Consider the following 14,866-nt stretch of genomic DNA (forward strand, 5'->3'; position numbering starts at 1 on the left):
TTCTGTTGTCGCACAAGCGAAAGCATGTAGTGAATCGTAAAGCACCTAATCCCGTGTGCGAACGCGATCCACGGCTTTTTGCCAGCCCTGGTACAATTTGTCACCCGTACCCTTCTCCATAACAGGCTCAAAGCGCTTGTCGGCTTTCCACAGGGTTTCTATGTCGTTCAAAGACTTGTACATACCAATGCGCAGGCCCGCCAAAAATGCCACCCCCAAAGCGGTGGTTTCCGTCACACAAGGGCGCTCTACGGTGATTTCCAGTAAATCGCTTAAAAACTGCACCATCACATCGTTAATAACCATGCCACCATCAACACGCAACGAACGGAACGTCGCGCCGTCTTGTGCCATAGCCCCTACAAGATCACGTGTTTGGTAGCAAACGGATCGCAACCCCGCACTCACAATGTCTGACACGCTGGTGTCTCGAGTTAAACCAATCATGGCACCGCGTGCATCAGGGTCCCAATAAGGCGCCCCCAATCCAGTAAACGCCGGCACCAAATAGACCGAATCGTCGTTTAATGCTTGTTTCGCTAAGCTCTGGGTTTCCTTGGCATCGGAAAATAACTTCAAGCCATCGCGAAGCCACTGAATCGCGGCGCCCGCCACAAAAATACTGCCTTCTAACGCGTAGGTTACCTTACCATCTAACCGATAACCCACTGTTGTCAAAAGCTTATGTTCTGAGCGAATGGCCACGTCGCCCGTGTTCAATATCATGAAACACCCGGTGCCATAGGTGCTTTTAACCATACCGGGGGTGAAACATGCTTGGCCGATCAAGGCCGCTTGCTGGTCACCGGCCATGCCATTCACCGGAAGTGCGGCGCCGAGCCAAGACGCATCAATGACACCAAAGTCCGCACTGCAATCCATCACCTCAGGAAACAACACATCACCAATACCCAAAAGATCAATCAGCTCTTTGTCCCATTCTTGCGTATGGATATTGAACGCCATGGTACGTGCTGCGTTAGTGGCGTCGGTTTTATGAGACTTTCCATTGGTTAAACGCCATAACAGGAAGCTGTCCACCGTACCAAACGCCAACTTACCTGCTTGCGCTTTTTCACGTGCCCCGTCGACATTGTCTAACACCCAGCGGATTTTCGTCGCTGAAAAGTACGGATCAATCAACAACCCCGTTTTTTGCTGCACGACCTCACTCAGCCCTTGTTTTGTCAGCGTTTGACAAAATGCACTGGTACGACGGTCTTGCCATACGATGGCGTTGTAGATGGGCTTACCGGTTTCAATGTCCCACAGAATCGTGGTTTCACGTTGATTGGTGATACCGATGGTTGCTATCGCTTCTGGCGCTATGCCTGTATCCTTGAGGACAGATCGACACACCGCCAAAGTGGACTCCCAAATCGCTTCAGGATCATGCTCTACCCAGCCATCATTGGGGAAGATCTGCAGAAACTCTTGCTGAGACTGGCCGACACGGGCGCCTTTATCATCAAATACAATAGCCCGAGAACTGGTGGTGCCTTGATCAATAGCAAGAATATAATGCGTCATACTGGATTCTCTTTGACATCATAGCCACTCAAAAAATAAGCGGCTTAATTTTTTTGTTTTTTGAACATGAATCTTCGAATTCGAATTCGAATATTCTCTATTAAAAACCAATGGGCACTTGTTTAGCAAGCAGTAACCTTTTTTAGGAGTAAAAAACAATATGAGACCTTTGCACGAATAATCCCCTTCGATCCTATGAGATAATAACCAAAAGCAAAGAAGAGCAATCAAAAAATGGCGTGGAAAGAGTTAAAACAACAGAGCTTTGCCGATGCGCTGCAAGCATCGAATCGGTTTATTGAAGAATTTGACGAGATTCATGACTTGTTGAATTGGTCCTGCATTGAGCGATTATTCTGTGACATTCACAACCGTACAAAAGGTGAACGCGCTTGGCCTCCGTTGATGATGTTTAAAGCTTTGTTATTGCAATCATGGCACAACCTAAGTGACCCAGCGCTGGAAAAAGCACTGGCTCGCGACTTATTATTTCGCCGGTTTGTCGGTGTCGGCCTAGATCAAGGCGTTCCCGACCACAGTACAATTTGGCGTTTCCGTAATCTGCTAGAGAAAAACGGATTACTAGACGCAGCGATGACCGAGATCAATGCCCAGTTAGCCGAACAAAGTCTGATCATCAAACAAGGTGAGATAAGCATCATAGATGCCAGCGTGATAGAAGCGAAGAATGCTCGTCCTCGTAAGAATGCTGAGGGTAAAAACACGCAAGACCCAGAAGCAGGCTATAGCGTTAAGCAAAGCAGCGATGGAAAACGTAAAACCACCTATGGTTTTAAGGCCCATACAAATGTGGATGAGGATGGTTTTGTCAAAGAAGTCATGCTCACGGCAGGCAATGTTCACGATTCGATTCCATTTGAATCGATACTCACTGGTCATGAGCGGGAAGTGTATGCAGACAGTGCGTACAAAAGTGCCCAGCACAGCAGGTTATTGAAGCAAAAAAAGGTCAAAGAATGCATTATCCATCGAGCTTATCGTAATAGACCTCTTAACGAGGATCAAGAAAAGCAAAACCGTTATTTTTCCAGTATTCGTTCCCGTGTAGAGCATGTCTTTGGGATAATGAAATTGCACTATGGGTTAGGTAAAGCGCGTTATCTAGGACGGGCTCGCAATCAGGCTAGGGTGAGTTTAATTTGTATGGCTTACAACCTAAAACGGGCGTTTCGTATCCAACGAGAATGCTGAGATAGCAAGTAAAGTCCGTCCAAGTGGACTATGTGGGCATTTTTATGAGTTAAAGAGCACTGATTTTTAACGATGTTGACCGTTTTCTATAAAGACGTTGATTGAATTTTTTATAAAAGACCTTTGGCAAGCAATATGGCTAGATCGACTGCTCATGCAAAGGTCTCAATATGGGCCAACTTACTCGCCAAGACAAAATTGTCGCCATCGTAAAAGAAAAAGGCTACGTCACGATTGACGAATTGGCGAGCCAATTTGCCGTGACACCTCAGACCATTCGACGCGACATCAATGAGTTGGCAAAAGCAGATCAGATTCGCCGACACCACGGTGGCGCCAGTTACGACTCCAGTACCACAAACGTCGCCTACGCCACTCGGCAGATTTTACAACTCGCCGCCAAAGAACACATTGCGAAACGTATTGCCGCTGAAATCCCTAATAATGCCTCATTATTCATTAACATCGGCACCACCACAGAGACCGTAGCGCGAGCGCTCCTTAACCATCATGGCCTTCAGGTCATTACTAACAACCTCAATGTGGCCGCCATTTTGAGCGTAAAAGAAGACTTTACTGTGATCATCGCGGGTGGCACGGTTCGCGCCAGAGACGGCGGCGTTATGGGAGAAGCGACCATAGATTTTATCAATCAATTTCGAGTCGATTTTGGCATTATTGGCATCAGTGGTATTGACCCCAACGACGGCTCATTACTGGATTATGACTATCAGGAAGTCCGAGTGGCACAGAGCATTATTTCCAATTCCCGTACCGTCTTTTTGGCGGCAGACAGTGGCAAATTTGGCCGTAACGCCGTCGTTCGATTAGGCAACATTACGCAAGTTGATCGCTTATTTACCGACGAACACCCCCCCAAGGCCATTACCAATCTGATGAAAGAACACAAAGTTCGATTAGAACTCTGTACGCCTAAATAGCACTCGGTTACCAAGTTCCCAGCTAGAAAACACTGAGTTGCCTTGTTTCGCGTTGCTCGTCTGTTCAAATTGTCATCAAAACTTCCCCAATCAATATTGTCATTTTGAGTCGAGAGGTTTATTATCGAACCTAAATGTTCACTTTCGAACATAATTGCATTGCATTTTATTCATGAGGCTCAGTATGAATCACCCCCATTTTGATGTATTTGTTGTTGGCGGCGGCATCAACGGTACCGGAATTGCGGCGGATGCCGCAGGCCGTGGCCTTAATGTTGGATTATGTGAAATGGGCGACCTGGCTCATGCCACCTCTTCCTCCAGCAGCAAGTTAATTCACGGCGGGCTTCGCTATCTTGAGCATTATGAGTTTCGTTTGGTGAAAGAAGCGTTAAACGAGCGCGAAGTACTGTTAAGGGTTGCGCCGCATTTGGTCACGCCCATGCGCTTTCAAATGCCCCATAGGCCGCATTTACGCCCTGCGTGGCTTATTCGTATAGGGCTGTTTTTATATGACACACTGGGGAAAAGAGAAACGCTACAAGGGTCTAACGGTGTAAAATACGGCTCAGACAGTCCATTAAAAGCCGATATCACACAAGGCTTTGAATATTCAGACTGCTGGGTAGATGACGCCAGACTGGTGGTCATCAACGCCATGAGCGCCCAACAAAATGGGGCGTCTGTTTTTGCCCGCACTCGCTGCATTTCTGCCAAACGCGTGGCAAACAAGTGGCATATTGTATTGGAAAACCAACAAAACAAAGACACATACGAAGTAACGGCTAACGCTTTGGTCAACGCGGCTGGACCTTGGGTATCCACGTTTATTGAAACCAAGCTAGAGAAAAAAGCACCCTATGGTATTCGTATGATTAAAGGCAGCCACATTGTTGTACCAAAACTGTATCAACACGCGAATGCATTTATTATGCAGAATGTGGATAAGCGTATCGTGTTTGCCATTCCATATCGTGACGATTATACCTTACTCGGTACCACAGATGTGGAGTACAAGGGCGACCCAAACAAGGTGGCAATCAATGAAGAAGAAACACGCTACATTTTAAACGTCGCGAATGATCACTTTAAAAAAACACTTTCTCCTGCCGATGTCGTATGGAGCTACTCTGGGGTTCGCCCGCTATTAGAAGACGAATCTTCCGACCCCTCCGCGGTCACACGCGATTATACATTGCACCTAGAAGATCAAAATAATCAAGCACCACTATTAAGCATTTTTGGTGGCAAGATTACGACTTATCGCAAACTGGCGCTGTCGGCCATGAACAAGCTTGCGCCTTACTTTGGCACCTTAGGCGAGCCATGGACACACAGCAAACCCTTACCCGGAGGGGATTTGGGAATGTCATTGGCGTCGTTTGCCATGAAACTACAACAGGACTACCCCTTTATTGGTGCACCTTTGGCCCGCCGTTTTGCCAACAGCTACGGCACCTTAACGCACACGTTTTTAAAGCAGACCCGTACCGCTGCCGATCTTGGCCAACATTTCGGCCATCAGTTGTATCAAGTCGAAGTGGATTATTTAATCGCTCACGAATGGGCTTATTGCGCCGACGATATACTGTGGCGTCGGACTAAATTGGGCCTTGAATTCACCCCTGAGCAAGTGAACGCGTTAGACGCATACCTCACCACCCAACGCGGATGATAAGGTCAACTTAACAACACGATAAACGAAAATGCTCTCGAAAGCTTGCCTAGATGATTGTTTGGGCGAGTTTTTTTTGCTTTACTGACACCCTATTAAACGCTCGTCTACCCTCGCTATTAATACAGGAACTCACACGCAATGGACGTTATTTTTTTTGATCTCCCCATGTGGGTGTACGCGGCGCTGTTTGGTGCGGCTTTTTTGGCTGGCGTGATTGATGCGATTGCAGGAGGGGGCGGATTAATTACCGTGCCGGTATTATTGGCGGCGGGCTTATCACCGGCGGAAGCGCTGGCTACCAACAAACTACAAGGGTGCGCTGGAACGGTTTCAGCCTCGTATCACTTTGTTAAAAAAGGGCAAGTAAAGCTGGCTGATATGCGACTGCCCATACTAATGACGGCATTGGGGGCCGTGGCGGGCACGCTATTGGTGTCTTATTTAGACAGCGGATTATTACTAAAAGCCGTGCCTATTATCCTCATCGCTGTGGCTATTTTCTTTTTCTTTTTGCCTAAGGTCCAGCCTTATATTGCCAGCCGTTTTTCACTCACTCATGTGCAGTTTGCGGTCATTATCGGCACGACGATTGGCTTTTATGATGGCCTAATTGGCCCAGGAACGGGGGCCTTTTTTTCTACGGCGTATTTATGTTTGATGGGGTTAACCGTGGTGTCGGCCACCGCCCACACCAAAGTTCTCAACGCAACCAGCAACGTAGCGTCGTTAGCGGTATTCATTTTTAGTGGTCACATTATGTGGGTGTTGGGCATTGTCATGGGAATAGGTCAATGGGTTGGCGCGCAAATAGGCTCTCGTTTGGTCATTACAAAAGGCGTCGCTTTAATTCGCCCTATGGTGATTATCATGTGCTTGGCCATTTCCATGAAATTACTGTTCCAAGCCTAAGGCTTAACGGCCTTAAAAAAGCATCAAAAAAATGGTGACCCAAGGTCACCATTTATAAACAAACAGCAATTTACTGGTTATTGAAACCTTATCATTAAGCGGCTTTGGCTTTTTCTTCTCGTTGCTCGGCATTATTAACATTGGATTGAGTCAACTTTTCCATCAAGCGAACAACCTGACAGCTGTAGCCGTATTCGTTGTCGTACCAAACATACAATGTGGCTTGATTGCCGCGCACTTTTGTAGACAAAGCATCCAAAATACCCGCTTGCTCAGCACCAATAAAATCTGAACTCACCGCATCCGCTTCCTCGCTGTAACCAATTTGACCCGTCAACTCCGCGCTGTTTGACGCTTTGCGTAACAAGGCGTTAATGTCTTCAACGGACGCCGCAGAAGTCAGATTCAAACTCAATACCGCAATGGAAACATTGATCACAGGCACTCGAATCGCACTGCCACTCAACTTACCTTCTAGGGAAGGAATCGCTTTGGATACCGCTTTCGCTGCGCCCGTTTCCGTCATCACCATGTTCATGCCAGCCGCACGGCCGCGGCGATCGCCTTTATGAATGTTATCAATCAAGTTCTGGTCATTGGTGTAAGCATGTACGGTTTCAACATGGCCGGATTCAATGCCGTATTTCGCTTCTAAAACAGACAAGATCGGAGCGATGGCGTTTGTTGTGCACGACGCGGCAGAAACAATGCTGTCGCTGTCTATTAGGTCAGCGTCATTCACGCCAAAGACCACGTTTTTCATTTGCTTACCTGGTGCCGTCAAGACAACACGTTCAATACCAGGACGATTCAAGTGCACACTCAAACCTTCATGATCGCGCCAGCGACCTGTATTGTCTACCAGCAAGGCGTTATTGATGCCATGAGCTTGATAATCTACTTCTGCAGGGTCAGCCGCATAGATCACTTTTACTGGCAAGCCGTTAATGATAAGGGATTGATTTGCGTCATCCACTTTCACGAGTCCATCGTAAATGCCATGTACAGAATCGTATTTGAGCAAGCTCGCGCGTTTTGCTAAATCGTTATCACAGGCTTTACGCACCACAATCGCGGCCAATGACATCCCCGGCGTGGTATGCCCTAACGCACACATGCGACGCGCCAATAAGCGGCCAATGCGGCCAAATCCGTACAATACAACGGGCGTTTCTGAGCCGTCATTAGCGTGTGCCGCCAAAACAGACTCTACATCTGCTTCAGCGATTAATGACTCTAATTCAACCACTGAATGAGTGGTATCACTGGCCAACACGCGCTCTAACATTTGATAGACTTGGGCAAGATCTAATTCTGGGTGTTTATCAAACGCCGCCATCAGACCTGTCACAGAATCCGCCATTAAGGTGTTGCCTGCCAACTGAACTTTAACCGCTTTTTCACGACCCAGTCTGCCTAAAAGTGGAATCATCGATTCTGCTTGTGAAAGTGCCTGTAACCACGTGTTTGTCATTTCCTGCCCCCGAAAAAAGACTCTGTTGTATCAATGTGTGCGCAGTTTAGCGACAGATCAGGACAAAAACAAATTGTAAGAAGACTACAAAAAACCTTTTAAATCGGGCGTTTAGGGTCTTTTTTTATGGAAATAACAAGATAAAACGAGATGGTTAGAAACTTTACTACAAATCGATAGAATGAAATGCAGCGCTGGCTGTTGCCACTGCATTATGTGGTAATTAGACAACCAAAACAGATAATAACTTTCATGAATTATTTTATAAGTGACGCTTTCTTTCCGCTAAAATACCCAAAAAACAAAAGGATCCAAAAATGAGCAACGGGCGATAGACAAGATCAACCCGCATAATACCCCAATAAACTAACGGCTGACTCCACAAGGTTAGTAGACCATAGCCAAACGTACACATCAAAATAAACGCCACGACACGTGCAATAAACACCCAAGAAGAGACGACTTTTTTAAGGTAACCATTTACCTTGTCACCATACACCACCAAACACGTCGCGACTAATGCCAAGGAAATATCATTGACATAGGGCTGAATGACATGGGCAAGGCGCAAGTTTAAATCCAATAGAAACATAGCAAAATATCATTAAGAAACGGTTTATAGGGGAGAGATCCGACCTGTTTTTTTGGCTAAGGCCTGAACGTCTATTCTACCAGAATGAGGCTTATTTTTGACGACTTCTGGCGGCTGGTTTGCGTACTTTATAGACACGTAATACGTGGTGTTCTGCAGCTCAATCACAGTACCATCGGTGAAGCGCCATGTTGAACGACCGATACCCTCGTTTAAATGACCCTGAGTAGGTGTACCGTATTTGCCTTCTAATAACTTACCTACAGCGCGACGCTTTTCCATACTTTGAACCACACCAGACAAGAGAGCCTCACGAACATAACCCGCTTTGCTTGAATAAATTTCGGCATTCGTCACGCCTAAAATACCCTCATTTCCCAAGCTATAATTTGTTATACCTTCTTTATAAGAGGGGTAATGGCTCATTCCCATGTCGGTCATCTGTTTTTCTAAACTCGACAACATTAAATTATTTAATGGCAACCCAAACAACTCGGCCGCGTGATAAGAGTGCGGCTTCCTCAAGGTTTCCGCTTTTACAATCGTTATCATACACAGTACGGTCATTACAAATAATACAAAACCCACTCTTGGCATTCACTCGTTCCTTTGGCGTTTTAGCATTCGGTTTGACAGGCAAAATGAGTCAAACCTGATATATAATATCCTATTCTCTTCTTCATAGATGAAAGAAGTATTAAATTATTATTAATCGAGGTAAACAATGGCTCTTGTAATTGGCATTACGGGCGTATCGGGCAGTGGAAAAAGCCGCCTATGCTCTCTTTTGGCGGAAGGCCAAGACGATAAGATCACCATATTGTGTCAGGACAGCTTTTATAATGGCTGCGGCAGTATCGACCCCGACGTGTACAACTTCGATGATTTAAGCTCCCTGGACCTTGAAAGTTTGACATTGGCAATACACAACTGCAAAAACCGCCAACAACCTAACGAGATCCCTGTATATGATCATTCTCAACACAAGCGTGTTGGCTATCGTAACCTCGCCGCCACGCACGTGGTGTTAGTAGAAGGGCATATGATGTTCCAAGACGCGGGCATTCGTGACGCAGTGGATTACTTGCTGTACGTGGATACCGACATGGACATTGCAGTAGTGCGACGATTAAAACGCGACATTGCAGAGCGTGGCCGCGATGTGAACGAAGTGACCAGCCGCTATATGCGTCATGTGCGTCAAGCAGCACTGAAAACCATTGATATTCGCAGCAAAGCGGACTTTATTATCCCTAACAACAAAAGCTTCACCAATGCCGCTAACTTGTTGCGCAATCACATTGATTATTTACTCAAAGAAAAAGGCGCTAAATAAGCGCCTTTCTGTGTTTTACTGTCGTAAAATCAACCCGCGTTACTTTTTGATATCATCAAAAAAACGCTTTACGCCATCAAACCAGCTTTTCTGCTTGGGAGAATGATCCGTACCTTCCCCCATACTTTCTGCCAATTCAGTGAACAAGGCTTTTTGACGAGACGTCAAATTCACCGGCGTTTCCACCACTGCCTTACAAATCAAATCGCCCACTGGACCACCACGCACAGGCTTAACGCCTTTGTTACGCAAACGGAACAATTTACCCGATTGGCATTCCGCGGTGACTTTTAAGCGCACACGACCATCAAGAGTTGGTACGTCAATTTCGCCACCTAATGCGGCTGTCGTAAAGCTGATTGGCACTTCGCAGTACAAGTTTGCCCCATCGCGCTCAAATATCGCATGAGGTTTCACCGATACTTGAACGAACAAGTCACCCGATGGGCCGCCATGAGTTCCAGCTTCGCCTTCACCTGTGAGACGGATACGATCACCCGTATCCACACCGGCAGGGATTTTCACACTCAAGGTTTTGTATTCTTGCGTACGACCTTGACCATGACAATCATTACACGGATCAGAAATCACTTTGCCTTGACCATGGCACTCTGGACACGCCTGTTGAACGGAAAAGAAGCCTTGTGACATACGCACTTGACCCGCGCCACCACAGGTACCACACGTCTTTGGTGAAGAACCTTTTTTTGCACCAGAGCCATCGCAGGTTTTACAACCGACTAATGTTGGTATACGAATTTTTTCGTCGCATCCCCAAACCGCTTGCTCAAGGTCGAGTTCCAGTGTGTAACGTAAATCTGAACCGCGACGGGTACGACTTTGACCGCCACCGCCGCCACCGCCGCCACCGCCAAAAATATCGCCAAACACATCACCAAAGATGTCGCTAAAGCCGCCAGCTCCGGCTCCGCCGCCGTAACCGCCGCCACCTTGACCGTTTACGCCCTCGTGACCAAATCGGTCATACGCCGCGCGCTTATCTTCAGAAGATAGAATTTCATAGGCTTCCGCCAATTCTTTGAACTTTTCTAGGGCTTCTGGATTGTCTGGATTTTTGTCTGGATGGTACTTATTCGCTAAAGAACGATAAGCTTTTTTAATGTCTTTCTTATCCGCGTCTTTGGCAACACCAAGAACGTCGTAATAGTCTCTTTTGCTCATCGCAGGCATTCCTGAATTAAAAGATCTACATTGAAAATGTCTAAATTTATAAATCTGAACGTATAAATCTGAACTTATAAATCTGGATAACTAACGTATTCATTATGAAAATTTGTAAACAGCAAAGCACGGTGCTAAACCGTGCTTTCTGTAAACAGCCCCAACTAAAGGGCTATGAAATAAGGTTTAACGCTTATTTTTTGTCGTCTTTGACTTCTTCAAACTCAGCGTCTACTGCGTCGTCTTGCTTCTGACTCGCTGCGTCACCGGCTGTCGCTTGTGCGCCAGCATCGGCATTAGCATACATCTTTTGAGCCAAAGAGCCTGATGCTTGAGTCAACGCATTGGTTTTCTCTTCGATCTTCTCTTTGTCGTTAGACGTTAGCGCTTCTTCAAGCTCAGTAATCGCTGTTTCAATCGCTGTTTTCTCTTCTTCTGTTGCTTTATCGCCCGCATCAACCAGTGTTTTGCGCGTCGCGTGGATCATGCCATCAGCCGTGTTGCGAACTTGTACAAGCTCTTCGAACTTACGATCTTCTTCCGCGTTGGCTTCCGCGTCTTGAACCATTTTTTCGACTTCTTCATCGCTCAAACCAGAAGAAGACTTGATCACGATAGACTGTTCTTTGCCTGTCGCTTTGTCTTTCGCCGATACGCTCAAGATACCGTTGGCATCGATGTCGAAGCTTACTTCGATTTGTGGCACACCACGTGGAGCGGGTGGAATGTCAGCCAAGTCGAAACGACCCAGTGATTTGTTCTGCGATGCTTGCTTACGCTCACCTTGTAGGGCGTGAATCGTTACCGCATTTTGGTTGTCGTCAGCCGTTGAGAACGTTTGCGATTTCTTAGTAGGAATCGTGGTGTTTTTCTCGATCAAAGCCGTCATAACGCCACCCATTGTCTCGATACCTAGAGACAGAGGGGTTACGTCTAGAAGCAATACGTCTTTTACATCGCCAGACAATACCGCACCTTGGATAGACGCGCCGATCGCAACCGCTTCGTCTGGGTTTACGTCTTTACGTGGCTCTTTACCGAAGAACTCGGTGACTTTCGCTTGCACAAGCGGCATACGAGTCTGACCACCCACCAAGATAACTTCGTTGATATCAGAAGCGGAAAGCTCAGCGTCTTTTAGTGCTTGACGGCAAGGCTCAAGCGATTTCAACACAAGCTCTTCAACCAAAGATTCCAATTTAGAGCGTGTCAATTTCACGTTCAAGTGTTTAGGGCCAGAAGCATCTGCTGTGATGTAAGGCAAGTTCACTTCAGTTTGAGAAGAAGTAGACAATTCAACTTTGGCTTTTTCACCCGCTTCTTTCAAACGCTGTAGTGCCAACGGATCGTTGTGCAGATCAATGCCAGACGATTTTTTGAATTCAGACGCTAGGAATTCGATAACGCGCATATCAAAATCTTCACCACCTAGGAAAGTGTCACCGTTGGTAGACAATACTTCGAATTGCTTCTCACCATCTACGTCAGCGATTTCGATGATAGAGATATCGAATGTACCACCACCAAGGTCGTATACCGCGATCGTAGAATCGCCAGCACTCTTATCAAGACCGTACGCCAACGCCGCCGCTGTTGGCTCGTTGATGATACGCTTTACTTCAAGACCGGCAATTTTACCCGCATCTTTCGTGGCTTGACGCTGAGAGTCGTTGAAGTAAGCAGGCACTGTGATAACCGCTTCGGTGACTTTCTCACCTAGGTAATCTTCCGCTGTCTTCTTCATTTTTTTCAATACTTCAGCCGAAATTTGTGGTGGCGCTTTTTTGTCGCCCTTCACTTCTACCCAAGCATCGCCGTTGTCTGCTGCAATGATTTTATAAGGCACCATAGAGATGTCTTTTTGAACAACGTCGTCTTTAAATTTACGACCGATCAAACGCTTAACCGCATACAAGGTATTAGTCGGGTTAGTAACCGCTTGGCGCTTAGCCGATTGACCGACCAAGACCTCACCGTCTTCCGTAAAAGCAACAATAGAAGGGGTGGTACGATCGCCTTCCGCATTTTCAATTACGCGAGCTTTTTCGCCATCTAATACAGCAACACAAGAGTTCGTTGTGCCTAAGTCAATACCAATGATTCTACCCATGGTTTGTATCTCCAATAAATTCGTTTGTTCAATGATAATTCTGTATTTGGGTACGCTTAAAATTTTTTCAAGCGTCCAGTGTCAAAAAAATGACAGTATTTTTAAGCCGCGCTTGAAACCACAACCATAGCAGGACGAAGTAAGCGACCACTTAGGGTGTAACCCTTCTGCACAACGTCCATAACAGTGTTGGCTTCTAGTGCTGGGTTAGGCACCATCGTAATGGCTTGATGCAATTCTGGATTGAACGGTTCGCCATGTGGATCAACGACAAGCACATCGAAACGCGCGAGCGTTTCAAGCAAATCTTTCAACGTTAATTCAACCCCTTCACGGACTGAATCGGCTTCGCCTGTAGCCGGAGCAGAGGCCAAGGCGCGCTCAAGGTTATCGGCGACGTTAACGATGGATTTGGCGAATTTTTCCAAACCAAACTTGTGTGCCTTCTCGACGTCTTGTTCAGCACGACGACGCACGTTTTGAGCGTCGGCATGAGCACGCAATGCGGCTTCTTTATATTGAGCCACTTCTTCTAATGCTTTCGCCAATTCGTCGTTTTCAATCGCCTCTTCTAGAATACCTTCAGCAGGCTCTAAAATTTCTTCGACGGCGTCGTTTTGCATGTCGCTTTTCACATCGTGCTCCGTGTCTACATTAGGATTTTTTTGCTGCTCACTCATTATTTAACTCCAAATTACAGAAACAATTCTTTGCTTGTGCTGGGTATATGGGGTCAGCTTTTAACCTTTCAACACTGTAGACGCATTAAATTTGTGGATTAAATACACAGAGCAACCCCGTCAACTCAACACAACAAAAAAGTTGTTTTTAGCGTGCTTTGAGAGGCGAAATAAAGTAGCCAAAAGCAGATCGCTGAACCATTTTCTAAGTTCAATTTCATTAAAACGTGAATTATTCAGCCAATCTAAGAAAAGCGTCCTACTATAAAAGAAGGTAATAGTGCTATTGTGACCACACTAAAATGTAAGCATAGCCGTTTAAAAGCCCTCTTTTTCTCGAAACCGGTTACACCGACGATGATCAAAATCACCATTAACAGAATAAGGAAGTGATGCTGTGCTAAGCCCAAACAAGATTCTTATCAGAAATAATGTCAATATAATTGGCTCCGGTGAAACAACGCTTATTCTTGCTCATGGATTTGGCTGTGATCAAAATATGTGGCGTTTTTTAACCCCAGAATTAAGCAAACATTTTACAGTTGTGCTGTTTGATTATGTGGGTTCTGGCGCATCAGACATTTCTCAATACAGCCCTCAACGTTATCAAAATCTCGAGGGTTACGCGGACGATGTTATTGAAATATGCCACGCACTGGAACTGACTAAGGCGATCTTTATCGGGCATTCTGTTAGCAGCATTATCGGTGGCATTGTAGCCACCAAACAACCGTCGCTTATTGCCAAGCTTGTTATGGTGTGTCCGTCTCCTTGTTTCTTAAACATCCCTCCCGATTATCGGGGTGGGTTTGAGGAAGAAGATCTTTTAGAACTGTTAAATCTAATGGATAAAAATTACATTGGCTGGGCGAATTATTTGGCGCCTCTTGTTATTGGAAACGCTCATTCTGATGAATTAGTAGGAGAACTGTCCGGTAGTTTTTGCTCCACAGACCCCATTATTGCGAAGAACTTTGCTGCAGCGACTTTTTTGTCTGACCATCGAGATTTGCTTAAAAACATCCAGCAACCTTCACTCGTATTTCAAAGTCGCAACGATGCGTTGGCCGCGATATCGGTTGGTGAATTTGTTGCCAACGAAATTCCGAATAGCTCATTAGAAATCATATCGGCTGATGGCCATTGCTTACACATGACACATTCTGACAAAATAATTGGCTCCATTTTGAATTACGCGCAACCACAGTGACACAACCATATT

At 46.0% G+C, this 14,866-nt stretch carries 13 protein-coding genes; 6 read left to right on the plus strand and 7 right to left on the minus strand.

Annotated elements, in window-relative coordinates:
* Positions 1 to 45: 45 nt before the first annotated feature.
* Complete coding sequence (gene glpK / locus FXV75_RS13615; protein ID WP_148834220.1) at positions 46 to 1,530, minus strand: glycerol kinase GlpK; 1,485 nt, start codon at positions 1,528 to 1,530, stop codon at positions 46 to 48.
* Between the two features lie 234 nt (positions 1,531 to 1,764).
* Here glpK and FXV75_RS13620 point away from each other — a divergent pair, with 234 nt between their 5' ends.
* The 4 genes from FXV75_RS13620 (at position 1,765) to FXV75_RS13635 (ending at position 6,270) form a co-directional block, all read left to right on the plus strand.
* Positions 1,765 to 2,742, plus strand: coding sequence for an IS5 family transposase (locus FXV75_RS13620; protein ID WP_148830718.1), 978 nt, complete (start codon positions 1,765 to 1,767; stop codon positions 2,740 to 2,742).
* 170 nt (positions 2,743 to 2,912) lie between these two features.
* Positions 2,913 to 3,683, plus strand: a complete 771-nt coding sequence (locus FXV75_RS13625) for a DeoR/GlpR family transcriptional regulator (RefSeq protein ID WP_148834222.1) — start codon at positions 2,913 to 2,915, stop codon at positions 3,681 to 3,683.
* A gap of 184 nt (positions 3,684 to 3,867) precedes the next feature.
* Positions 3,868 to 5,358 carry a glycerol-3-phosphate dehydrogenase gene (gene glpD, locus FXV75_RS13630; RefSeq protein ID WP_148834224.1) on the plus strand — a complete coding sequence of 497 codons (1,491 nt, stop codon included), beginning with the start codon at positions 3,868 to 3,870 and terminating at the stop codon, positions 5,356 to 5,358.
* 141 nt (positions 5,359 to 5,499) lie between these two features.
* A complete protein-coding gene (locus FXV75_RS13635; protein WP_148834226.1) occupies positions 5,500 to 6,270 on the plus strand; it encodes a TSUP family transporter in 771 nt (256 codons plus the stop codon).
* A gap of 94 nt (positions 6,271 to 6,364) precedes the next feature.
* On the opposite strand, the gene FXV75_RS13640 is transcribed toward FXV75_RS13635, so the two are convergent.
* The 3 genes from FXV75_RS13640 to FXV75_RS13650 all read right to left on the minus strand — a co-directional run bounded on the left by FXV75_RS13640 (position 6,365) and on the right by FXV75_RS13650 (position 8,888).
* The gene (locus FXV75_RS13640) at positions 6,365 to 7,744 is read right to left on the minus strand and encodes a glyceraldehyde-3-phosphate dehydrogenase (RefSeq protein WP_148834228.1); all 1,380 of its coding nucleotides are present in this window, start codon (positions 7,742 to 7,744) and stop codon (positions 6,365 to 6,367) included.
* Positions 7,745 to 8,006: 262 nt separating this feature from the next.
* Positions 8,007 to 8,336, minus strand: coding sequence for a DUF3392 domain-containing protein (locus FXV75_RS13645; protein WP_148834230.1), 330 nt, complete (start codon positions 8,334 to 8,336; stop codon positions 8,007 to 8,009).
* A 24-nt stretch (positions 8,337 to 8,360) separates the two neighbouring features.
* Entirely contained in the window at positions 8,361 to 8,888 is a 528-nt protein-coding gene (locus FXV75_RS13650) for a uridine kinase (RefSeq protein ID WP_262368557.1), read from the minus strand.
* 172 nt (positions 8,889 to 9,060) lie between these two features.
* Between FXV75_RS13650 and FXV75_RS13655 the strand changes: the two genes are divergently transcribed.
* Entirely contained in the window at positions 9,061 to 9,672 is a 612-nt protein-coding gene (locus tag FXV75_RS13655) for a uridine kinase (protein ID WP_148834234.1), read from the plus strand.
* A gap of 39 nt (positions 9,673 to 9,711) precedes the next feature.
* On the opposite strand, the gene dnaJ is transcribed toward FXV75_RS13655, so the two are convergent.
* From dnaJ to grpE, 3 genes are all read right to left on the minus strand, one after another.
* A complete protein-coding gene (dnaJ, locus tag FXV75_RS13660) occupies positions 9,712 to 10,854 on the minus strand; it encodes a molecular chaperone DnaJ (RefSeq protein ID WP_148834236.1) in 1,143 nt (380 codons plus the stop codon).
* A gap of 193 nt (positions 10,855 to 11,047) precedes the next feature.
* Entirely contained in the window at positions 11,048 to 12,964 is a 1,917-nt protein-coding gene (gene dnaK / locus FXV75_RS13665) for a molecular chaperone DnaK (protein WP_148834238.1), read from the minus strand.
* Positions 12,965 to 13,065: 101 nt separating this feature from the next.
* Positions 13,066 to 13,644 carry a nucleotide exchange factor GrpE gene (grpE, locus tag FXV75_RS13670; protein WP_148834240.1) on the minus strand — a complete coding sequence of 193 codons (579 nt, stop codon included), beginning with the start codon at positions 13,642 to 13,644 and terminating at the stop codon, positions 13,066 to 13,068.
* Positions 13,645 to 14,041: 397 nt separating this feature from the next.
* On the opposite strand from grpE, the gene FXV75_RS13675 reads away from it, so the two are divergent.
* Positions 14,042 to 14,854, plus strand: a complete 813-nt coding sequence (locus FXV75_RS13675; protein WP_148834243.1) for an alpha/beta fold hydrolase — start codon at positions 14,042 to 14,044, stop codon at positions 14,852 to 14,854.
* The last annotated feature ends 12 nt before the right edge of the window (positions 14,855 to 14,866 follow it).

The sequence above is a fragment of the Marinomonas sp. IMCC 4694 genome, assembly GCF_008122525.1.
Classification (GTDB): domain Bacteria; phylum Pseudomonadota; class Gammaproteobacteria; order Pseudomonadales; family Marinomonadaceae; genus Marinomonas.

Coding starts and splice junctions, on each gene's coding strand:
- glpK (WP_148834220.1), bottom strand. CDS start 1,530: ATGACGCATTATATTCTTGCTATTGATCAAGGCACCACCAGTTCTCGG.
- FXV75_RS13620 (WP_148830718.1), top strand. CDS start 1,765: ATGGCGTGGAAAGAGTTAAAACAACAGAGCTTTGCCGATGCGCTGCAA.
- FXV75_RS13625 (WP_148834222.1), top strand. CDS start 2,913: ATGGGCCAACTTACTCGCCAAGACAAAATTGTCGCCATCGTAAAAGAA.
- glpD (WP_148834224.1), top strand. CDS start 3,868: ATGAATCACCCCCATTTTGATGTATTTGTTGTTGGCGGCGGCATCAAC.
- FXV75_RS13635 (WP_148834226.1), top strand. CDS start 5,500: ATGGACGTTATTTTTTTTGATCTCCCCATGTGGGTGTACGCGGCGCTG.
- FXV75_RS13640 (WP_148834228.1), bottom strand. CDS start 7,744: ATGACAAACACGTGGTTACAGGCACTTTCACAAGCAGAATCGATGATT.
- FXV75_RS13645 (WP_148834230.1), bottom strand. CDS start 8,336: ATGTTTCTATTGGATTTAAACTTGCGCCTTGCCCATGTCATTCAGCCC.
- FXV75_RS13650 (WP_262368557.1), bottom strand. CDS start 8,888: ATGATAACGATTGTAAAAGCGGAAACCTTGAGGAAGCCGCACTCTTAT.
- FXV75_RS13655 (WP_148834234.1), top strand. CDS start 9,061: ATGGCTCTTGTAATTGGCATTACGGGCGTATCGGGCAGTGGAAAAAGC.
- dnaJ (WP_148834236.1), bottom strand. CDS start 10,854: ATGAGCAAAAGAGACTATTACGACGTTCTTGGTGTTGCCAAAGACGCG.
- dnaK (WP_148834238.1), bottom strand. CDS start 12,964: ATGGGTAGAATCATTGGTATTGACTTAGGCACAACGAACTCTTGTGTT.
- grpE (WP_148834240.1), bottom strand. CDS start 13,644: ATGAGTGAGCAGCAAAAAAATCCTAATGTAGACACGGAGCACGATGTG.